Raw genomic sequence first — 19,534 nt, 5'->3', positions numbered from 1 at the left:
ATGTGAGAGGCCCCGAAGCGGAACCGTCCGTGGAACCGCTCGAGCCACGGTACTGCACCACGCCCAGCGGCGCGAAGGCGAATGAGCCGGCCTGTAAGCCGGATTCTGTCCACGCCCGAAGGCGCTGGGCGACCATCCATCTGGGCGGCGCATCGCTGCGCCGCTCGGTGCGACCTACCCGCTGACCCGTGGACGAGCAGCCCGTCAGCGCAGGCGCCGAGGCGCCCTCTTGGTCTAGCTCCCGGTGGGGTTTACCGAGCCGGCCCCGTCACCGAGGCCGCTGGTGAGCTCTTACCTCACCGTTTCACCCTTGCCCGCACCTGCACCCGAGGGCGCAGGCCGTTGGCGGTCTGTTCTCTGTGGCACTGTCCCGCACGTCACCGTGGGTGGCTGTTGGCCACCACCGCGCTCTGTGGAGTCCGGACTTTCCTCACCGCACGCCCGAGGGCGTCCGGCGCGGCCGCCCGGCCGGCTCATTCGCGTCCCCATCGTAGCCGTCGTCTCCCTCCCCTAGAGTTCGGCCATGAGCGGCGAGAGCGACCTGGACGTGATGCTGGCCTCCCTCGACGTCCGGATGGACGAGGAGCCGGTCGTCTACGCGCTCGTGCCCCGGGTCATCGACGAGGTCGGCATCCGCGCGGTCGTCGTCGAGGACGAGGGCATCACGGTCGTGATGGGCCGCGACGACGCCGACGAGATCGGGCTGGCCTACGAGTTCGTGGGCGCCTGGCTCACCCTCACCGTGCACAGCGCGCTCGACTCGGTCGGCCTCACGGCCACGTTCTCGCGCGCCCTGGCCGACGCGCAGATCCCCTGCAACGTCCTGGCCGGAGCCCACCACGACCACGTCGTCGTCCCGTGGGAGGCACGCCACGACGCGGTCGCCGCGATCCGTGCGCTATCCTTGCGGAGCGAAAGGGAGTAGTCCCCAACGGCTGTGTCGACATACTGACCCTCGGGTCCGGCACAGCAGGCCAGCCCAGCTGGCGGACGAGACTTTCGACCGGATTGTCATACGACGAGCCCGGTCGAGGACTCGTCGTGTGCGGCTCTTCGTCCGGGACGGACGAGGAGCTTTTTTCATGATCGAGGCCTTGTGGCTGAGCACCGCTGTCATCTTCGTCGCCGAGCTCGGCGACAAGAGCCAGCTGATGGCGATGACGTTCGCCACCCGGTTCCGTGCGCGGGACGTCCTGCTCGGCATCACCGCCGCCACCGCGATCGTCCACCTGGCCAGCGTCGCCATCGGCTACTGGATCGGCCGTGGGTTCGCCGACTACCAGGGCCCCATCGCGATCGCGGCGGGCATCGCCTTCCTCGGGTTCGCGGCCTGGACGCTGCGCGGCGACGAGCTCACCGAGGACGAGGCGGAGAAGGCCAAGAAGGCGTCGGGCTCGGCGCTGCTCGCCGTGGGCGTGGCGTTCTTCCTGGCCGAGCTGGGCGACAAGACGATGCTCGCCACGATCACCCTGGCCACGCAGCACCAGTGGTTCGGCACGTGGGTCGGCAGCACCATCGGCATGGTGGCGGCCGACGCGCTCGCGATCGTCGTGGGCATCGCGCTGGGCAAGCACCTGCCCGAGAAGGTCATCAAGTACGGCGCCGCCGCGGCGTTCGCGGTGTTCGGCCTGCTGCTGATCGCCGAGGGCGCGGGCTGGCTCGGCTGACCCCGGGCGCGCAGCCGTAGGGTCTCCCCCGTGCTCCACGACCTGCGCGCCCTCGCCGAGGCCCTGGGCTTCCTCGTCGCCATCGCCGTGGTGGCGCGGGCCTGCGCGGACGCCGGGCTGTTCGACGCGCTGGGCGCCCGCACCCGGCGGCTGGCCCGCGGGTCGGCGTCCGCGCTGCTCGCCCTCTCCGTGGTGCTGGCCGCGCTCGTCACCGCGGTGCTCAGCCTGGACGCCACCGCGGTGCTGCTGACCCCGGTGCTGCTCGCGGCCGCGGGTCGACGGCGCTGGCCGGCGTACGCGACCGTCCGCCTGGCGAACTCCGCGTCGCTGCTCCTGCCGGTCTCGAACCTGACCAACCTGCTCATGTTCTCGGCGACCGGGCTCGGCTTCGCCGCGTTCGCCGGCGCCATGGCGCCGGTGTGGCTGGTCGCCGTCGCCGGCGAGTACCTGGTGCTGCGCTGGTGGTTCCGCGACGAGATCGGCCACCCGCCGCCGGCCCACGGCGATCCGCCGGACGTGCCCCGCTACCCGCTGGCCGTCCTGGTCGTGCTGCTGCTGGGCCTCGGTGCGGGCACCACCCCGTGGGTCGTCGCGACCGTGGCAGCCGTGCTCGTGGGCGTCCCGGCCCTGGTGCGCCGCGTGACGACGTGGCGGGACCTGCTGCACGCGGCCAACCTGCCCATGGCCCTGCTCGTGCTCGCCTGGGGCATGCTCGTGACCTGGTTCTCGCGGACGCCGGCGGGATCGTTCGTCGGCGACCTGCTCCCCCGCGGCGACTCGTGGGCGGCGCTCGTGGGCGCCGCGCTGCTGGCCATGCTGCTGGCCGGCGTCGTCAACAACCTGCCAGCGACGCTCGTGCTGCTGCCGGCCGCGGCGCTCGCCGGGCCGGCCACCGTGCTGGCCGTGCTGGTCGGCGTCGGCGTGGGCGCGAACCTGACGATCGTCGGGTCGCTGGCCAACCTGCTCTGGTGGCGCTCGGCGGCCCGGGAGGTCGCCACGCTGGGCACCTTCCACCGGCTCGCGGTGGCGACGACGCCCGCGCTCGTGGTCGCGTGCACCACCGTGCTGTGGGCGTGGACGAGCCTCGTGTGGTGAGTCGGTAGGGTCACCGGGTGCTCGTGCTGCTGCCGCCCTCGGAGGGCAAGACCCGTCCGTCCGGCGACCGGGTCCTCGACGTCGACGACCTCTCGTTCCCCACGCTGAACCGCACCCGCCAGCGCCTGCTCAAGGCGCTCGTGACGCTCAGCTCCGGACGTCCGGCCCGGGCGATGGACGTGCTCGGTCTCGGACCGACGCAGGCCGACGCGCTCTCGACCAACGCCGCCCTGCTCGAGGAGCCGGTCGGCCGCGCCGACGAGGTCTACACCGGCGTGCTGTTCAGCCACCTCGACCTGGCCGGGCTCCCGGCGGACGTCCGCGAGCGCGCCGACGCGACGCTGGCGGTGGCGTCCGGGCTGTTCGGGCTGCTGCGGCCGTCCGACCCGATCCCCGCCTACCGGCTGTCGGGCTCGGTGACGCTGCCCCGGCTCGGCACGGTCAGCGGCGTCTGGCGCGACGTCCTGCCCCCGGCGCTCGACGAGGCGGCCGGCGACGGCCTGCTCGTCGACCTGCGCTCAGGCACATACGTGAACCTGGGCAAGTCGTCCAGGGCGCTCGCGCCGCGCACCGCGACCATGCGGGTGCTGCACGAGCGCCCCGACGGCCAGCGCAAGGTCGTCAGCCACTTCAACAAGGCGACCAAGGGCCGCCTCGTGCGGGCGCTGCTCGTCGAGGACGCTCGTCCGACGTCGGTCGACGAGCTCGCCGAGGCGCTGGGCGACCTCGGCTGGACGGTCGAGCGGTCCGGGAACCGGCTCGACGTCGTCGTGACCGAGATCTGAGCCTCAGGCCCGGACCAGGAACGGGTAGTCGGTGTAGCCCTCGGCGCCCGGCGCGTAGAACGTGCGCGGGTCGGGCTCGTTCTCCGGGTGCTCGCCGTGCCAGCGCTCGAGCAGGTCCGGGTTGGCGATGGCCGCGCGGCCGACGGCGACCGCCTCGGCGTGCGCGGCCTCGATGAGCGCGACCGCCTCGTCGCGGGTCGTCACCGAGCCGAAGCCGCTGTTGGCCACGAGCGGGCCGCCGAAGCGCGCTCGCAGCTCCTGCACCAGCTCGCCGGCGGGCTCGCGGTGCAGCACCGACAGGTAGGCCAGGCCCAGCGGCCGCAGCTCGTCGAGCAGGTGGCCGTAGGTCGCGCGGACGTCCTCGTGGTCGGTCTCCAGCGCGTCCTGGATGTTGTGCTCGGGCGAGATGCGCAGCCCGACCCGGCCGGCTCCGATCTCGTCGGCCACCGCGCGCACGACCTCGACGACGAACCGGGCGCGGTTCTCGGGCGAGCCGCCGTACTGGTCGTCGCGGACGTTCGAGGCCGGCGACAGGAACTCGTGCAGCAGGTAGCCGTTGGCCCCGTGGACCTCGACGCCGTCCAGGCCGGCGTCGACGGCGCGGCGGGCGGCGCGGACGAAGTCGTCACGGACCTCCTGGGCCTCCTCGACCGTCAGCGCGTGCGGCACCGGGTAGGCCTGCTTGCCCTGCTCGGTGTGGCCCTCGCCCTGGATGGCGATGGCGCTCGGCGCCTCGACGCGGCGACCACCGTTGACGTCCGCGTGGGTGACGCGTCCGCCGTGCATGAGCTGCATGACGATGCCGCCGCCGCGGGCGTGGACGGCGTCGGCGACGCGGGCCCAGCCGGCCTGCTGCTCGTCGTCGACGATGCCGGGCTGGCCGACGAACGCCTGCGACTCACGACGCGGGTAGGTGCCCTCGGTGACGATGAGGCCGAGGCTGGCGCGCTGCTCGTAGTGCTCGACCAGCAGGTCGTTCGGCACCCCGGAGGCACCGGCGCGCATGCGCGTCAGCGGCGCCATCACGACGCGGTTGGCCAGCTCGAGGTCGCCCAGGGTCACGGGAGTGAAGAGATCCATACCGGTGCCAACGGCGGGCCCGGGCCCACCCTTCCCCGGTGTGGGACTCGTCACTCAGTCCGGGACGACCGAGAAGTTCTTCAGCGAGGGCGTGCCGTCGGGCCACCACGAGATGGTCGTGACGCTCGCCGGGGCCAGCTCCATCTTGTGGATGATCGGCATGGGCGCGTCCAGGGCCAGGCGCACCATCATCTTGATCGGCGTCACGTGGCTGACCGCGACGATCGTCCGGCCGGCGTAGGTCTGGAGCAGGCGGTCGCGCGCGTCACGGACGCGTTCGTAGACCGCGTCGAAGGTCTCGCCGCCGGGCGGGGCGACGGACGTCGAGCCCAGCCACTCGTTCATGTGGTCAGGCCAGCGCTCCATCACCTCGGCGAAGGTGAGGCCGTCCCAGTCGCCGAAGGCGGCCTCGGCGATGCCGGGCTCGGTGGCGACGTCCAGGCCGAGCTCGCGGGCGACGAAGCCGGCCGTCTCGCGCGTGCGGCGCAGCGGCGAGGCGACGATGGCGTCGACGTCGACGTGCCGCTCGATCCAGGCCGCCGCCCGGATCGCCTGGGCCTCGCCCTCGGACGTCAGACCGGGGTCGGTGCCGCCGGTGCCGCAGAACAGCTTGCGGACGGTGCTCGCCGTGACGCCGTGGCGCAGCAGCACGATCGTCGTGGGGTCGCCGTGCGCCTTGCCGCGCCAGCCGAGCAGCGGGTTCTTCTCGGACTTGGCCGGGGCCGCGGCGGGCGCGGCGAGCACGTCCTGGCCCTCGGGCAGCGGCACGACCTCCTCGCGCGCGGCGGTGCCGACCACGGCCGGACGTCCGGTGCGGGCCTCGAGGTCCATCGCCTCGTTGGCCAGCGCGTCGGCCGCCTTGTTGCGCTCGCGCGGGACCCAGGTCCAGCGCACGCCGGCCGGGGCCAGCTGGCGGGCCTGCATGGCCAGCGGCTTCATGTCGGGGTGCTTGATCTTCCAGCGGCCGGCCATCTGCTCGATGACCAGCTTGGAGTCCATGCGGACCTCGACCTCGGCGTCCGGCGCGTGCTCGGCGACGAGCTCGAGGCCGGCGATGAGCCCGCGGTACTCCGCGACGTTGTTGGTGGCGACGCCGATGGTCTCGCCGCGGTCGGCCAGCACCTCGCCGGTGACCGCGTCGCGCACCAGGGCCCCGTACGCGGCCGGGCCCGGGTTGCCGCGCGAGCCTCCGTCGGCCTCGACGACCACGTTCCGCACGGTCATGCCGGCCCCTCGGTCACAGACCGGACTCGGACGTCCGGACGAGGATGCGGCTGCACTCGGGGCAGCGGACGACCTCGTCGTCGGGCGCCGCCGCGATCTCGCGCAGGTCCGCCCCGTTGAGCTCGAGCCGGCACGCCTCGCAGCGTCGGGCCCGCAGCGCACCGGCACCCGCGCCGTACTGGGCACGGAGCTTGTCGTAGAGGCCGAGCAGGTCGCCGGGCACGCGCTCGACGAGCGCGCCACGGTCGAGGGTCGCGACCGAGACGTCCTGGTCGATCTCGGCGATCGCGGCGTCGCGGGTCTGCCGGGCCTGCTGGAGCGAGGCCTCGACCTCGTCGACGTCGTGCATGACGTCGGCGAGCACGGCCTGGGCCTGCTCGAGGTCCTCCATCACGACGAGCTCGTCGTCCTCGAGCGTCGCGATGCGGCGGTCGAGGGCGGTGAGCTCGCGCTGCAGCGACTCCAGGTCCTTGGGGTTGGAGATCGCGCCGCTGTTGAGCCGCTGCTCGTCGCGCTGACGCCGGACGCGCACCTGCTCGACCTCGGACTCGGCCTTCTTCTGGTCGCGCGTCAGGTCCGAGACGGCCGTCTCGGCCTCGACCCGGCGGCCGTCGAGCTCGGCCGCGCGCGCGGTCAGCTCCTCGATGCGGGCGTGCTCGGGCAGCGACGCCTTGCGGTGGGCCAGGTGGGCGAGCTGGGAGTCCTGGGCCTGCAGGTCGAGAAGGACGAGCTGGGCGGACGGGTCGGCTTTCAGGGTGTGCTCCTCGGGGCGGGGACGAACGTCCAGGGGTCGGTCACGGTCGTCGAGACGTGCGCCTCCACCGTATCGCCCAGGCGTGCGACGAGCTGCGTCGCGGCGACCGGCAGCCAGGTCCACTCCGCGGCCCAGTGCGGCACGTCGATGACGGCGCAGGCGCCGGGACGCTCGAGGTGCTCGCTGACCGGGTGGTGGCGCAGGTCGGAGGTGACGTAGACGTCGGCACCGGCCGCGTCCGCCCGGCCGAGCAGGAAGTCGCCGGAGCCGCCGCACAGGGCGACGGTGCGGACCTCGCGGTCGGGGTCGCCGGCCACGCGGTGGGCGCTGCGGTGCGCGGGCAGGCTGCGGCCGACGTGGTCGGCGAAGTCGCGCAGGGTCATCGGCACCGGGAGCGTGCCGATGCGCCCGCTCCCCCGCTGCGACTCGGGCCGCGGCGCGGTGGCCATGACGTCGTAGGCGACCTCCTCGTAGGGGTGCGCGGCGAGCAGCGCGGCGCGCACCCGCTCCCGCAGCCGGGCGGGCGCGACGAGGTCGAGCCGCTTCTCGGCCACCTTCTCGAGGCGGCCGACCTGGCCGGTGTGCGGGTCGGCGCCGTCGAGCGGCCGGAACTGGCCCGTGCCCTCGCTGACGAACGCGGCGCTGTCGTAGTCGCCGAGTGCTCCCGCGCCGGCCGCGTGCAGGGCGGCCAGGACGCGCTCGGCGTCCGGCGCCGGCACGAAGACGGTCCAGCTGTCGACGTCCTCGGCCGGGTCCGGGTCGAGGGCGCGGACGTCGGTGAGCCCGAGCGCGAGCGCCATGGACTCCGAGACGCCGAAGCGGGGCGCGTCGGCGTTGGTGTGGCAGGTGTGGAGCGCGACCCCGCCGCGGACGAGCGTGTGGACGACACGGCCCTTCGGTGTCGTCGCGGCCACGCTGGTGACGCCCTTGAGGTAGAGCGGGTGGTGCGTGAGGAGCAGGTCGTACCCACCGGCCACCGCCTCGTCGGCCACGGCCTGCACGGGGTCGACCGCGAGCAGGACGCGTCGCACCTCGGCGTCGGGGTCGCCGGCGACGGTGCCGACGGCGTCCCAGTCGTCGGCCCACGCGGGGTCGTACAGCTCGTCCAGCACGGCGACGACGTCACGCAGGGTGGGCATGAGCGTCACTCTAGTGAGCCACCACCCTCACCCGCGTGCCTGCGCCCGTCCGGGCTGAGCGTGACGTCGTGCCCGCGACATGCCGGTGCGGGCGGGCACGACGTCACTCCCAGCGCGGGGCGAGGTCCTCGCCGAGGTGGGTCAGGCGACGGAGGCGAGCGCGAACGGCAGCACGGCGCTGACCCCGGCCCGGCGCAGCTCGCGCACCGCCACGGTGAGCGTCCACCGGCTGTCGACCAGGTCGTCGACGAGCAGCACCGGACCATGGACGGACGCGAGCGCCTGCTGCAGCTCGGGGCCCACCGAGAAGCGTCCCCACACCGAGGCGAGCCGGTAGGCGCTGTTGCCGCCCGGGCCCGGCACCGGCATCGAGGGATCGGCGTCGAGCGTGCCGAGCAGCGGCAGGCGACCGAGCCGGGCGATGCCCGCCGCCGTGGAGGCGACGAGCTGGGGCCGGTGCAGCGACGGCATGGCCACGACCCCGGCCGGACGCTGCTGCCAGTCCCAGTCGCGCAGGACCCGCACGACGCCGCCGAGCAGCTCCTCGGTGACCGGCTGGTCGGGCGCGCCGGCGGCCAGCAGCGTGCGCAGGGTCCCGCCCCAGCCCAGGTCGGTCAGACGGGCGACGACGCGTCCGGTCTCGGCCTTCTCGTCGGGCGAGAGCCGCCCCTTCGCCTCGACGCCGAGCCGGGACGCCCCGGTGGGCCACTGGCCGCGGGGCTCGACCGGCACGCCGACCTTGTCGAGCGTGCCGGACGCGGACGCCACCGCGTCGGCCGCGACGTCGGTGGGGTACCAGGCGCCGGCGCACACGTCGCAGCGTCCGCACGGCGCGGCGGTGGGGTCGTCGAGCTCGCTCTGCAGGATCTCCATGCGGCAGGTCGTGGCCCGCTCGTAGGCCAGCATCGCCTGCTGCTCGGCCTGCCGGGCCGCGGCAATGCGCTCGTAGCGCTCGGCGTCGTACGTCCACGGCACGCCGGTCGAGACCCACCCGCCGCGCACCCGGCGCACCGCCCCGTCGACGTCGAGCACCTTGAGCAGGAGCTCCAGGGACGTGCGCTTGACGTCGACGCGGGTCTCGAGCGCGGGGGTCGACAGCGGCTCGTCGCCCAGCGCCGCGATGACCGCCTGCGCCTTGACCGGGTCGGGCATGGACGCGGTGGCGAAGTACTGCCAGATGTCGGCGTCCTCGGGCCCGGGCAGCAGCAGCACGTCGGCGTGGTCGGTGCCGCGGCCGGCGCGGCCGACCTGCTGGTAGTAGGCGACCGGGGACGACGGGGCGCCGAGGTTGACGATGAAGCCCAGCCGCGGCGCGTCGAAGCCCATGCCGAGGGCGGACGTGGCGACGAGCGCCTTCACCTCGTCGTTCTTGAGCGCCCGCTCTAGCGCCTCACGCTCCTCGGGGTCCGTGCGGCCGGTGTAGGCCTTCGCGGCGTAGCCGGCCTCGGCCAGCAGCCGGGCGGTGTCCTCGGCGGCCGACACGGTGAGCGCGTAGACGATGCCGCTGCCCGGCAGGTCCTTGAGGTGCGTGACCAGCCAGCCGAGCCGGTCGCGCGCGGTGGGCAGCACGAGGCAGCCCAGCCGCAGCGAGTCACGGGCCAGCGAGCCGCGCAGCGTGAGGACGTCGCCGCCGAGCTGCTCGGCGACGTCGGCGACCACGCGCGCGTTGGCCGTGGCGGTGGTCGCAAGCACCGGAACCTTCTCGCCCAGCGTGCCGATGAGGTCGCGCAGGCGGCGGTAGTCGGGCCGGAAGTCGTGGCCCCAGTCGGAGATGCAGTGCGCCTCGTCGACCACGAGCAGGCCCATGCGCGCCACCAGCTCGGGCAGCTGCTCCTCGCGGAACTGCGGATTGTTGAGCCGCTCGGGCGACACCAGCAGGACGTCGACATCGTCGGCGGCGAGCCGGCCGCGCACCTCGTCCCACTCGTGCGCGTTGGCCGAGCTGATCGAGACCGCGCGCACCCCGGCCCGCTCGGCCGCGGCCACCTGGTCGCGCATGAGGGCGAGCAGCGGCGAGACCAGCAGCGTCGGGCCGGACCCACGCTCGCGCAGCAGGCTCGTGGCGATGAAGTAGACCGCGGACTTGCCCCAGCCGGTGCGCTGCACGACCAGCGAGCGGCGCTGCTCGCCGACCAGCGCGGTGATCGCCTCGAGCTGGCCGGGGTGGAAGACGGCGTCGTCGCGCCCGGTCAGCCGGCGGAGGGTGGTGAGGGCGGCATCGGCGGTCGTGGTCACCGAGCCATCGTGACAGCCGGGTCCGACGGAGCCGGGGCGGCGTCCACACGGTGCGGGGTGGGCGAAGAGGGTCTCGAACCCCCGACCTTCCGGGTGTAAGCCGGATGCTCTGACCAGCTGAGCTATTCGCCCGGTCAGCGGCACAGACTACCGCAGCGCGACGGCGAGGCGGGCCGCACGAAAAGACTGCGACCGCCGGGGTCTCGGGTCCCCAGCGGCCGCAGCACGTCCATGTAAGCGCATCGCGTACACGTGTGCACCGGTTTTGCGGAAGTTTCCTCAGGCGGTGCCGGACAGGGCCACGCGGTAGTCCTCGAAGCTGCGGGCGTCGGGCATGCCGTTCTCGATCTTCCAGCGCACGACGCGCTCGGGGTCGACCACGAACGTGCCGCGGATCGCCGAGCCCGTGACGTCGTTGAACACGCCGTACGCCTGGGCCGTCGCGCCGTGCGGCCAGAAGTCGCTCAGCAGCGGGAAGGTGAGGTTCTCGGTGTCGGCGAAGGTCCGCAGCGTGGCGGTCGAGTCGCACGAGATCGCCACCACCTGGGCGCCCACGTCCTCGAGGTCGCCGAGGTTGTCGCGGATCTCGCGCATCTCCCCCGTGCACACGCCGGTGAAGGCGAAGGGGAAGAACACCACGACGACGGGTCCCTCGGAGACCAGCTCGGAGAGCGTGGTGGGCTCGCCGTGCTGGTTCTTGAGCGTGAAGTCGGGCGCGAGGTCGCCGATCTCGATCGTCATGAGGCGTTTCTACCCCCTCACGACGACCTCGGCACCCGCTGGGTCAGCGCTTCTGCGAGGTGAGCCGGGTGACGGCCCAGTCGGTACCGGTCGACGACGTCGTGGTGGTCGACAGACCGGCGACCGGAGCGGCCTCGGCGATGTCGGCCCCCGGGACGTAGCCGGGCTGCCCGACCTTGGGGGTGAAGAGCCAGATGGTGCCGCCCTCGACCAGGTCCTGCAGCGTGTCGACGAGCGAGTCGACGAGGTCGTCGTCGCCGTCGCGCCACCACAGGATCACCCCGTCGACGACGTCGCCGTACTCCCCATCGACGAGCTCCGCACCGACGTGCTTCTCGATGGCCGAGCGCAGGTCGTCGTCGACGTCCTCGTCCCAGCCGAGCTCCTGGATGACGGTTCCGGGCGTGAAGCCCAGTCGAGCCGCGTCCAACGGTGCCTCCTCAGGCGTCCTTTCGTACCGGATTTCCTACTCGCGAGTACGGTTTCGGACCCCCTCGCCGGTCTCACCCTAGCGAATGTCGCGTGGAATGATGGACGTGTCCACGAGACTTTCAGGAGATCTAATGCCGCAATCCGGCTCGGACCGCACCCCGGTCATCCACGAGGGCCTGCCCACGCAGCTGCCTGACATCGATCCCGACGAGACCAACGAGTGGGTTGCCTCGCTGGACGACATGATCGACACCAACGGACGCGACCGCGCCCGGTACGTCATGCTCCGCCTGCTGGAGCGTGCGCGTGAGCAGAACGTCGGGGTGCCGGCGCTGCGCAGCACCGACTACATCAACACCATCCCGCCCGAGCGCGAGCCGTGGTTCCCCGGCAACGAGGACATCGAGCGGCGCATCCGCTCGTACATCCGGTGGAACGCGGCGGTCATGGTGTCGCGCGCGAACCGTCCCGGTCTGGGCGTCGGCGGCCACATCGCCACGTACCAGTCGGCGGCGAGCCTGTACGAGGTCGGCTTCAACCACTTCTTCAAGGGCAAGGACCACCCCGGTGGCGGCGACCAGATCTACTTCCAGGGCCACGCGGCCCCGGGCGTGTACGCCCGCTCGTACCTCGAGGGACGCCTGACCGAGACCCAGCTCGACCGCTTCCGCCAGGAGCACTCGCACGGCGCCGGCCAGGGCCTGTCGTCGTACCCGCACCCGCGCCTCATGAGCAACTACTGGGAGTTCCCCACGGTCTCCATGGGCCTGGCGGCGATCAACTCGATCTACCAGGCGCGTTTCAACCGCTACCTGCACCACCGCGGCATCAAGGACACCAGCCAGCAGCACGTCTGGACCTTCCTGGGCGACGGCGAGATGGGCGAGCCGGAGTCGCTGGGCGCCATCGCGCTCGCGGCCCGGGAGGAGCTGGACAACCTCACGTTCGTCATCAACTGCAACCTGCAGCAGCTCGACGGCCCGGTGCGCGGCAACGGCAAGGTCATCCAGGAGCTGGAGTCGTTCTTCCGCGGCGCGGGCTGGAACGTCATCAAGGTCGTGTGGGGCCGCCAGTGGGACGAGCTGCTCGCCCGCGACGTCGACGGCGTCCTGGTCAACCAGATGAACCGCACCCCCGACGGCGAGTTCCAGACGCTCTCGGTCGAGACCGGCGCGTACAACCGCGAGAACTTCTTCGGCCCCGACCCGCGCCTGCGCAAGCTCGTCGAGCACCTGTCGGACGAGGACATCGAGCGTCTCCCCCGAGGCGGCCACGACTACCGCAAGGTCTACGCGGCGTTCGACGCGGCGACCAAGCACAGCGGGCAGCCGACGGTGATCCTGGCCCACACGGTCAAGGGCTGGCTGCTGGACTCCTTCATGGGCCGCAACGCCACGCACCAGATGAAGAAGCTCACCAAGAACGACCTCAAGGGCTTCCGCGACAAGCTGAAGATCCCCGTGACGGACGAGGCGATCGACGCCTCCGACATCGCGCCGTTCTACCACCCCGGCGCCGACAGCGACGAGATCCAGTACATGATGGCCCGCCGCCAGGCGCTGGGCGGCTCGGTGCCCGAGCGGCGCATCCTGGCCAACGGCGTCAAGCTGCCGGCCGACGAGCTGTACGGCGAGCTGAAGAAGGGCTCGGGCAAGCAGGAGATCGCCACCACCATGGCGTTCGTCCGCCTGCTGCGCGACCTCATGAAGGACCCCGAGATCGGCAAGCGCGTCGTCCCGATCGCGCCGGACGAGTACCGCACGTTCGGCATGGACTCGATGTTCCCGTCGGCGAAGATCTACAACCCGTCGGGCCAGCAGTACGAGTCGGTCGACCGCAAGCTGCTGCTCGCCTACAAGGAGTCCCAGCAGGGCCAGCTGCTCCACGAGGGCATCAGCGAGGCCGGCGCCATGGCGTCGGCGATCGCGGCGGGCTCGGCGTACTCCACGCACGGCGAGCCGATGATCCCGGTCTACCTGTTCTACTCGATGTTCGGCTTCCAGCGGACCGCCGACTCGATCTGGGCGATGGCCGACCAGCTCTCGCGCGGCTTCCTCATCGGCGCCACCGCCGGCCGCACGACGCTGACCGGCGAGGGCCTGCAGCACGCCGACGGCCACTCCCCGCTCATCGCGCGGACGAACCCGGCCGTCGTGCACTACGACCCCGCGTTCGGCTTCGAGATCAGCCACATCGTGCAGAACGGCATGCAGCGCATGTACGGCACGAGCGACGCCCACCCGCAGGGCGAGGACGTCATCTACTACATGACGGTCTACAACGAGCCGATCGTCCAGCCGGCCGAGCCGCAGGACGTCGACGTGGAGGGCATCCTCCGCGGCGCGTACCTGTACAAGCCGGCCGAGGGCGGCGAGGGTCCGCGGGCGCGCATCATGGCGTCCGGCGTGTCGGTGCCGTGGGCGCTCAAGGCCCAGCAGGTCCTGGCCGACGACTACGGCGTCCGCGCGGACGTGTGGTCGGTGACGTCGTGGAACGAGCTGGCCCGCGACGCCGAGGAGGTCGAGCGCTGGAACCTCAACCACCCGGGCGAGTACCAGCGGGTCCCCTACATCACGCAGAAGCTGCTCGACTCCGACGCGGTCACGGTCGGCGTCAGCGACTACATGCGTGCGGTGCCCGACCAGATCGCCCGCTGGGTGCCCGGCGCCTGGCAGTCGCTCGGTGCGGACGGCTTCGGCTTCGCCGACACCCGCGCGGCGGCGCGTCGCTACTTCCAGATCGACGCCGAGTCGATCGTGGTCGGCGTGCTGCAGAGCCTCGCCCAGCGCGACGAGGTGCCGCGCGAGCGGGTCAGCGAGGCGTTCAACCGCTTCCGCATCGACGACCCGACCGCGGTCGCCGGCATCCCGCAGGAGGGCGGCGACGCCTGACCCGGCCCGCCCCGACGGCCCCCGCTCCCACCGGAGCGGGGGCCGTCGCCGTCCTCAGGAACTCCTCAGCGAGCGATCGCTAGGATGGCGCCCATGCGTCGTTGGCCCTACACCTTTGCCGTCGTGCTGTCCCTCATCACCGGGGCGACGGCGATCGTGGCCACGCTGGCGCTGGACGTCACGCTCAAGGACCCCGAGGGCTTCCTCGGTCCAGCCTACGTCCGCCTGCCCGTCATGGGCCTGGGCTTCTTCGCGCTCGGCATCGTCCCGCAGGCGCTCAAGCGCTTCGGCTTCAAGGGCTTCTGGGGCGGCATGCGCACGATCGTCCGCGAGGAGTGGACGTGGCGCCGCGCGGGCTACATCGCGACCGGCCTGCTGTGCTTCTACGTGAGCTACGTCGGCTACCGCAACCTCAAGAGCCTGCTGCCGCTCATCCGCGAGGACGTCATCTACGACACCGACTTCCTGCGCATCGACCACTGGCTCGCCTTCGGCAACAACCCGGCCGAGCTGCTGCACGCGGCGCTGGGCACGACGGTCATGGCGCAGGTCCTGGCGTTCATCTACGTCTCGTACCTGCCGCTCATCCCGGTCACGCTGGCCGCGTTCCTGGTGCTGAACCGCGACGTCTCGATCGGCGCCTGGTACGCCACCGCGCTGTGCCTGAACTGGGTGCTCGGCACGGTCAGTTACTACATCTTCCCGACGCTCGGCCCGGCCTTCGCCCAGCCGTCGATGTTCCTGGACCTGCCCGACACCGGCGTGACGGCGCTGCAGCAGAGCCTGTTCAAGAACGGCGTCATCTTCAAGAGCGACCCGACGGGCGAGACGATCTACGGCATCGCAGGCTTCGCCTCGCTGCACGTCTCGGTCACGCTCACGGCCGCGCTGTTCTTCCACCACATCGGCCTCAAGCCGGCCCTGCGCTACATCGCGTGGGCGTACTTCGTGCTCACCGTCGTCGCGACGCTGTACTTCGGCTGGCACTACATCCTGGACGACTTCGCCGGCGCGTTCATCGCCTGGGCGTCGGTCACGATCGGCGCGCTGGTCACCGGCAACTTCCGCCAACGACGGCCGTTCTTCCGGCGGCGCAAGGACCCCGCTCCGGACCCGCAGCCGACCCCGGCCGCCTGATCCGTGGCGGACGTCGCGCCCGGCGCGGGATCGGTAGGCTGACCCCGTGCCTTCGGACAGCCAGGTCAGCCGCGCGCTGACGGACATCATCGTGCGGGTCGTCGACTGCGAGCCGTCGGCGGTCGTCCCGCACGCGCGCCTGCGCGACCTCGGCGTCGACTCCCTGGCCCTCGTGGAGATCGCGGAGGGCGCGTCGCAGCAGCTCGGACGTCCGGTGCCCGACGCTCAGCTGGACGCCGTCGTCACCGTGCAGGACCTCGTCGACGCGGTCTCGGGCGACGCCCCGGCCCCCACGACGTCCGGCTCCCCGTTCGTCGTCCCGCCGCTGCTCGACCCCAGCCTCCCGCCGGAGGAGGTCAAGCAGCGCAAGCGCAAGGCCGTCTCCTACGCCGCCGGGTTCGTCGGCGTGGGCCTGGTCATCGGCGTCGTCGGCGGCTTCGGCCTCGCGGCGGTCGGCAAGGTGATGGGCCTGGGCTCGCAGGACGTGCCGAAGGCGACCCCCACCACGGCCGCGCCGGTCACGCCCTCCCCCACGCCGACGCCGACCCCGAGCGTCACGGCGCCGACGCAGGACGCGCCGGAGCCCGAGCTGAGCATCACCCCGCGCCAGGTCTCGGCCGGCGAGCGGATGACGCTGTCCGGTCGCCTGCCCACCGCCGACGACAACGCCGTGCTGCAGGTGCAGACCAAGGACGGCGATGGCGGCTGGACCGACTTCCCGGTGACCGTGCAGGTCAGCGACGACGAGGGCAGCTTCACGACGCAGATCTACACGACGCGCACCGGAGAGCGGCAGATCCGCCTGCTCGACCGCGACTCGCGCACCGCGACGCCGGTCGCCACGGTCACCGTCGGCTGACCGAGCTCAGATCACTTGGTGCAGCCAGCGCACCGGGGCGCCGTCGCCCGCGTGGCGGAACGGCTCCAGCTCGGCGTCCCAGCGGGCCCCGAGCAGTCCCTCGAGCGCCTGGTCCATCGTCACGTCGCCGCGGGCGGCCTTGACCATGAACGCGCGGATGCGGTCCTCGGGGATGAGCACGTCGCCGTGCAGGCCGGTGAGGGCGTGGAATAGCCCGAGCGCGGGCGTGTAGGAGTAGCGGGCTCCCTCGGTGGAGGCGGTCGGCTCCTCGCTGACCTCGAAGCGGATCCGCTCCCAGCCGCGCAGCGCGGAGGCGAGCTCCGCGGCCGTGCCGGCCTTCGCCTGCCACGAGAGCTCGGCGCGATAGCTGCCGGACTCGGCGGGCTGGTCGACCCAGTGCCAGTCCGCGGGCGCGCCAAGGACGCCGGCCGCTGCCCACTCCACGTGGGGACAGAGCGCGGACGGCGCTGAGTGCACGAACAGCACGCCCCGCGTGGGGACGTCCGTACGGCTCGACTTCATCGGTGCCTCCCTGGATACGTCTTCCCCAACGACCCGGCGGGCGGCACTGATGCAGCCATTGTGCCCGACGCCACCAGGGCGTGCCAAGACCGCCGGACCGGCCCGAGGCTGCCGGACGCGCGGCCCGCCGCACGGGCTACCGTGGTGCCCGTCGGGCGAGGGCCCGCTGCACGACAGGAGGGTCCGTGGACCAGAACCCACGACACCGCCGGGCGGGACGGTCGCCGGGCGGGCAGCCGACGGCGCACCTCGCCGAGGTCATCTACGCCGACCTCGAGCTGACGGGCGTCCTCCAGCGGGTGGCCGAGGCCGGCGTCCAGCTGGCCGGTGCCGGCTTCGCGGTCCTGCGCCACGCCGACAGCGACGAGGACGGTCACGTCCGCATCCTCGACGTCACCGCCGGTCGCACGCCGCCCGCGCTGACCGACGACCCTGACGCCGTCGCGACGCTCCTGGCCCCCGCGCTGGGTGCCGGCACGCTCGTCCGCTCGGCCGACGTGAAGCACGACGGACGCTTCGAGTCGTTCGGCGACGACGCTCCGCTGCGCAGCTACCTGGCCGGTCCCGTCCGCGGCCGCGACGGGGAGGTCGCCGGGGCCCTGCTGCTGGGCCATCCCGACCCGGACGTCTTCGACGAGGCCGCCGAGGCCGACGTCGCGGCGATCATGGCCCATGCGTCCGTCGCCCTCGACAACGCGCGGCTGTTCGCCGCCGAGAAGCAGGCCCGTCGGCGCGCCGAGCAGGGTGCGAACCGGCTCGCGCTGCTGCAGGAGGTCACGTCCTGGTTGGCCGACGCCCGCACGACCGCCGACGCGATGGACGCGCTGCGCGACTCGCTCGGCCGTCGCACGCAGGCGGTGCGCATCGCGCTGTTCGAGCCGGACGGCGAGGACTTCGTCGCCGTCCGCGGCGCCACTCCCCTGCCCGAGCCGGCCGGGCCCCGGACGCTGCCGCGCGACGTGGCCAGCCCGGTCGCCGAGGCCTTCCGCAGCCAGCAGCCCGTCCGGATCACCGACCGCACGTCCCTCGAGGCCCGCTACCCGGCGATCGCCGCCCAGCTGCCTCAGGCCGGTGCGGTGCTGTGCGTGCCGTTGCTCGTGCGCGGGGCGTCGCTCGGCGTGCTCGCCGTCGCCTGGGACCGTCCGCGCGCGCTCGAGACGGCAGAGGTCTCGATGTTCGGGGCGGTCGCCGGACAGCTCGCCTCGGCCATGGAGCGGGCCCGGCTGGACGAGGCCCAGGTCCGCTCGCAGACCCAGCTGCGCGCCCACGTCGCGGCGGTGACCGACTCGTCACTCACCCTGCAGCGCTCGCTGCTCCCCCAGGAGCTTCCCGAGCTCGACACCGTCTCCCTCGCCGTCCGCTACCGGCCCGGCGCGGCCGGTGCCGCGGTGGGCGGCGACTGGTACGACGTCATCGCCTCCCCGACCGGCACGATCACGTTCGTCATCGGCGACGTCCAGGGGCACAGCATCAGCGCCGCCGCCGTCATGGGGCAGCTGCGCATGGCGCTGCACGCCTACATCGCCGAGGGCCACGACCCGGACGTGGCCGTCGCCCAGGTCAACCAGCTCATGCTGTCGCTGCGCACCAACCTGCTGGCCACCTGCTGCCTCGCCACGCTGTCGCCCTGCACCGGCGAGCTGCTGGTCGTCCGGGCCGGGCACCCGCTGCCGATCGTCGTCGACCCGTCCGGCGACGCCACCGAGCTCGACTGCGAGGGCGGCCTGCCGCTCGGCACCGCCGAGGACGCCACGTGGCCGGTCACCCGGTCGACGCTGCGTCCCGGCTCCCGCCTGCTGCTCTACACCGACGGCCTCGTCGAGCGCCGCGACGCCGGCCTGGACGTGACGGTCGCGGACCTCGTCACGTCCGTGCAGGGCATGCACGGGCAGGACGCCGAGACGACCGCCGACGCCATCGTGCAGGCGGCCCGCACGCACGCCGACGACGACCTGGCCCTACTCGTGTGCGACTACGAGGGCCACGACGGACGCGAGCGGGTGACCACGACCGTCGAGCGGCGCGACGAGGTGGCCACCGCCCGCTCGGTGGCGGCCGAGGCCCTGCACCGCTGGGGCCTGGAGAAGCTCGAGGACGCCGTGCTGCTGCTGGTCAGCGAGATGGTGACGAACGCGCTGGTGCACGCCCGCAGCACCGCCCACCTCGCGCTGTGGCAGCTCAGCGACGCGGTGCGCATCGAGGTGAGCGACGACAGCCCGCACGAGCCACGACCTCGGTTGGCGTCCGCCGAGGCCACCGGCGGCCGCGGCATGCTGCTGATCGAGGCGCTGTCGTCGCGCTGGGGCACGATGGAGCGTCGCGAGGGCAAGACCGTCTGGGCGCAGGTGCCCGCCTAGGACCCCGGCGCGTCCTGCGCCTCGCGGGCCGCCTGCTCGAGCCGCTCGCGGTGGGCGTCCCACCCGCCGGGCGGGCCCCACAGGTTGTCGTCGCGCGACCGCATGCCCGCCGCGCCGTCGATCGCCTCGCGGACGATGTCGGCGTGACCGGCGTGCCGGTGCGTCTCGGCGATGACGTGCAGCACGATCTGGTGCAGCGTCACGCGCCCGTCCTCGCCCCACCACTCGACGTGCCCCACGGCGTCGAGGTCGAGCTCGCGGATCGTGGCGTCGTCGTGCGCCCAGGCGTCGCGGTAGAGCTGGACGACCTGGGCCCGGGTCTCGTAGGGCTGGACCCACAGGTCGGCGTTCGGCTCGGCGTCCGGGCTGAGCCAGGGCAGCGGGATGTTCGAGGGACGGTCGAAGACGTCCCCCAGGTAGCCCAGCTCGATGCTGGCGACGTGCTTGACCAGGCCGAGCAGGTTCGTGCCGGTGCGCGTCATGGGGCGCCGCACGTCGTACTCGGAGAGTCCGTCGAGCTTCCACATGAGCGCGTCACGTCCGGCCTGCAGGTAGCGGTGCAGGTGCTGCTTGAGCTGGTCCTGGTCCATGCCTCCAGCCTGGCACCGGTGCGGGG

The 19,534-nt window shown here is 72.8% G+C and carries 17 protein-coding genes, 1 tRNA gene and 1 other RNA gene; 8 read left to right on the top strand and 11 right to left on the bottom strand.

What is annotated here, in order from left to right; all coding sequences use genetic code 11:
• Positions 1 to 78: 78 nt before the first annotated feature.
• Positions 79 to 476, bottom strand: an RNA gene (gene rnpB / locus E0W78_RS04255) — RNase P RNA component class A.
• Between the two features lie 47 nt (positions 477 to 523).
• Here rnpB and E0W78_RS04250 point away from each other — a divergent pair.
• The 4 genes from E0W78_RS04250 to E0W78_RS04235 all read left to right on the top strand — a co-directional run bounded on the left by E0W78_RS04250 (position 524) and on the right by E0W78_RS04235 (position 3,547).
• Positions 524 to 925 (top strand): ACT domain-containing protein, encoded by a 402-nt coding sequence (locus tag E0W78_RS04250; protein WP_131402623.1) that lies wholly within the window; start codon positions 524 to 526, stop codon positions 923 to 925.
• Positions 926 to 1,082: 157 nt separating this feature from the next.
• Positions 1,083 to 1,667 carry a TMEM165/GDT1 family protein gene (locus E0W78_RS04245; RefSeq protein WP_131402622.1) on the top strand — a complete coding sequence of 195 codons (585 nt, stop codon included), beginning with the start codon at positions 1,083 to 1,085 and terminating at the stop codon, positions 1,665 to 1,667.
• Positions 1,668 to 1,697: 30 nt separating this feature from the next.
• On the top strand, positions 1,698 to 2,762 hold the full coding sequence (locus E0W78_RS04240) for an SLC13 family permease (protein WP_131402621.1): 1,065 nt from the start codon (positions 1,698 to 1,700) through the stop codon (positions 2,760 to 2,762).
• Between the two features lie 17 nt (positions 2,763 to 2,779).
• Entirely contained in the window at positions 2,780 to 3,547 is a 768-nt protein-coding gene (locus E0W78_RS04235; RefSeq protein ID WP_131402620.1) for a peroxide stress protein YaaA, read from the top strand.
• A 3-nt stretch (positions 3,548 to 3,550) separates the two neighbouring features.
• On the opposite strand, the gene E0W78_RS04230 is transcribed toward E0W78_RS04235, so the two are convergent.
• From E0W78_RS04230 to E0W78_RS04195, 8 genes are all read right to left on the bottom strand, one after another.
• Positions 3,551 to 4,627 carry an alkene reductase gene (locus tag E0W78_RS04230; protein WP_131402619.1) on the bottom strand — a complete coding sequence of 359 codons (1,077 nt, stop codon included), beginning with the start codon at positions 4,625 to 4,627 and terminating at the stop codon, positions 3,551 to 3,553.
• Between the two features lie 54 nt (positions 4,628 to 4,681).
• Positions 4,682 to 5,851: a bifunctional RNase H/acid phosphatase gene (locus E0W78_RS04225; protein ID WP_207392631.1), complete on the bottom strand. Its 1,170-nt coding sequence runs from the start codon at positions 5,849 to 5,851 to the stop codon at positions 4,682 to 4,684.
• A gap of 13 nt (positions 5,852 to 5,864) precedes the next feature.
• A complete protein-coding gene (locus E0W78_RS16835; protein ID WP_242686245.1) occupies positions 5,865 to 6,200 on the bottom strand; it encodes a C4-type zinc ribbon domain-containing protein in 336 nt (111 codons plus the stop codon).
• Between the two features lie 401 nt (positions 6,201 to 6,601).
• Positions 6,602 to 7,744 carry a Nif3-like dinuclear metal center hexameric protein gene (locus tag E0W78_RS04215; protein WP_131402618.1) on the bottom strand — a complete coding sequence of 381 codons (1,143 nt, stop codon included), beginning with the start codon at positions 7,742 to 7,744 and terminating at the stop codon, positions 6,602 to 6,604.
• Positions 7,745 to 7,885: 141 nt separating this feature from the next.
• Positions 7,886 to 9,979, bottom strand: coding sequence for a DEAD/DEAH box helicase (locus E0W78_RS04210; RefSeq protein WP_131402617.1), 2,094 nt, complete (start codon positions 9,977 to 9,979; stop codon positions 7,886 to 7,888).
• A 58-nt stretch (positions 9,980 to 10,037) separates the two neighbouring features.
• Positions 10,038 to 10,111: transfer RNA gene (locus E0W78_RS04205), tRNA-Val, on the bottom strand.
• A gap of 147 nt (positions 10,112 to 10,258) precedes the next feature.
• Complete coding sequence (locus E0W78_RS04200; protein ID WP_131402616.1) at positions 10,259 to 10,720, bottom strand: redoxin domain-containing protein; 462 nt, start codon at positions 10,718 to 10,720, stop codon at positions 10,259 to 10,261.
• Between the two features lie 43 nt (positions 10,721 to 10,763).
• Positions 10,764 to 11,150, bottom strand: coding sequence for a DUF3052 domain-containing protein (locus tag E0W78_RS04195; RefSeq protein ID WP_131402615.1), 387 nt, complete (start codon positions 11,148 to 11,150; stop codon positions 10,764 to 10,766).
• Between the two features lie 133 nt (positions 11,151 to 11,283).
• Between E0W78_RS04195 and aceE the strand changes: the two genes are divergently transcribed.
• From aceE to E0W78_RS04180, 3 genes are all read left to right on the top strand, one after another.
• The gene (gene aceE, locus E0W78_RS04190; protein ID WP_131402614.1) at positions 11,284 to 14,043 is read left to right on the top strand and encodes a pyruvate dehydrogenase (acetyl-transferring), homodimeric type; all 2,760 of its coding nucleotides are present in this window, start codon (positions 11,284 to 11,286) and stop codon (positions 14,041 to 14,043) included.
• Between the two features lie 93 nt (positions 14,044 to 14,136).
• Positions 14,137 to 15,180 (top strand): phosphatase PAP2 family protein, encoded by a 1,044-nt coding sequence (locus E0W78_RS04185; protein WP_131402613.1) that lies wholly within the window; start codon positions 14,137 to 14,139, stop codon positions 15,178 to 15,180.
• A gap of 46 nt (positions 15,181 to 15,226) precedes the next feature.
• The gene (locus E0W78_RS04180) at positions 15,227 to 16,039 is read left to right on the top strand and encodes an acyl carrier protein (protein WP_131402612.1); all 813 of its coding nucleotides are present in this window, start codon (positions 15,227 to 15,229) and stop codon (positions 16,037 to 16,039) included.
• Positions 16,040 to 16,045: 6 nt separating this feature from the next.
• Here E0W78_RS04180 and E0W78_RS04175 read toward each other — a convergent pair whose 3' ends face one another.
• On the bottom strand, positions 16,046 to 16,561 hold the full coding sequence (locus E0W78_RS04175; RefSeq protein ID WP_131402611.1) for a DUF3145 domain-containing protein: 516 nt from the start codon (positions 16,559 to 16,561) through the stop codon (positions 16,046 to 16,048).
• 185 nt (positions 16,562 to 16,746) lie between these two features.
• Between E0W78_RS04175 and E0W78_RS04170 the strand changes: the two genes are divergently transcribed.
• Positions 16,747 to 18,918: a SpoIIE family protein phosphatase gene (locus tag E0W78_RS04170; RefSeq protein ID WP_165570405.1), complete on the top strand. Its 2,172-nt coding sequence runs from the start codon at positions 16,747 to 16,749 to the stop codon at positions 18,916 to 18,918.
• On the opposite strand, the gene E0W78_RS04165 is transcribed toward E0W78_RS04170, so the two are convergent.
• Positions 18,915 to 19,508 (bottom strand): DinB family protein, encoded by a 594-nt coding sequence (locus E0W78_RS04165; RefSeq protein ID WP_131402609.1) that lies wholly within the window; start codon positions 19,506 to 19,508, stop codon positions 18,915 to 18,917. The genes E0W78_RS04170 and E0W78_RS04165 overlap by 4 nt on opposite strands.
• Between the last annotated feature and the right edge of the window lie 26 nt (positions 19,509 to 19,534).

Source organism: Aeromicrobium sp. IC_218 (assembly GCF_004336805.1).
Lineage (GTDB): Bacteria > Actinomycetota > Actinomycetes > Propionibacteriales > Nocardioidaceae > Aeromicrobium.
The sequence above is the reverse complement of the archived record's forward strand: the minus strand, read 5'-3'. Positions and strand labels throughout refer to the sequence as shown.

Bases quoted from the DNA above. Each gene is read 5' to 3' on its own strand.
- E0W78_RS04185 (WP_131402613.1), top strand. From the start codon at position 14,137: ATGCGTCGTTGGCCCTACACCTTTGCCGTCGTGCTGTCCCTCATCACC.
- aceE (WP_131402614.1), top strand. From the start codon at position 11,284: ATGCCGCAATCCGGCTCGGACCGCACCCCGGTCATCCACGAGGGCCTG.
- E0W78_RS04215 (WP_131402618.1), bottom strand. From the start codon at position 7,744: ATGCCCACCCTGCGTGACGTCGTCGCCGTGCTGGACGAGCTGTACGAC.
- E0W78_RS04200 (WP_131402616.1), bottom strand. From the start codon at position 10,720: ATGACGATCGAGATCGGCGACCTCGCGCCCGACTTCACGCTCAAGAAC.
- E0W78_RS04165 (WP_131402609.1), bottom strand. From the start codon at position 19,508: ATGGACCAGGACCAGCTCAAGCAGCACCTGCACCGCTACCTGCAGGCC.
- E0W78_RS04250 (WP_131402623.1), top strand. From the start codon at position 524: ATGAGCGGCGAGAGCGACCTGGACGTGATGCTGGCCTCCCTCGACGTC.
- E0W78_RS04245 (WP_131402622.1), top strand. From the start codon at position 1,083: ATGATCGAGGCCTTGTGGCTGAGCACCGCTGTCATCTTCGTCGCCGAG.
- E0W78_RS04225 (WP_207392631.1), bottom strand. From the start codon at position 5,851: ATGACCGTGCGGAACGTGGTCGTCGAGGCCGACGGAGGCTCGCGCGGC.
- E0W78_RS16835 (WP_242686245.1), bottom strand. From the start codon at position 6,200: ATGCACGACGTCGACGAGGTCGAGGCCTCGCTCCAGCAGGCCCGGCAG.
- E0W78_RS04175 (WP_131402611.1), bottom strand. From the start codon at position 16,561: ATGAAGTCGAGCCGTACGGACGTCCCCACGCGGGGCGTGCTGTTCGTG.
- E0W78_RS04230 (WP_131402619.1), bottom strand. From the start codon at position 4,627: ATGGATCTCTTCACTCCCGTGACCCTGGGCGACCTCGAGCTGGCCAAC.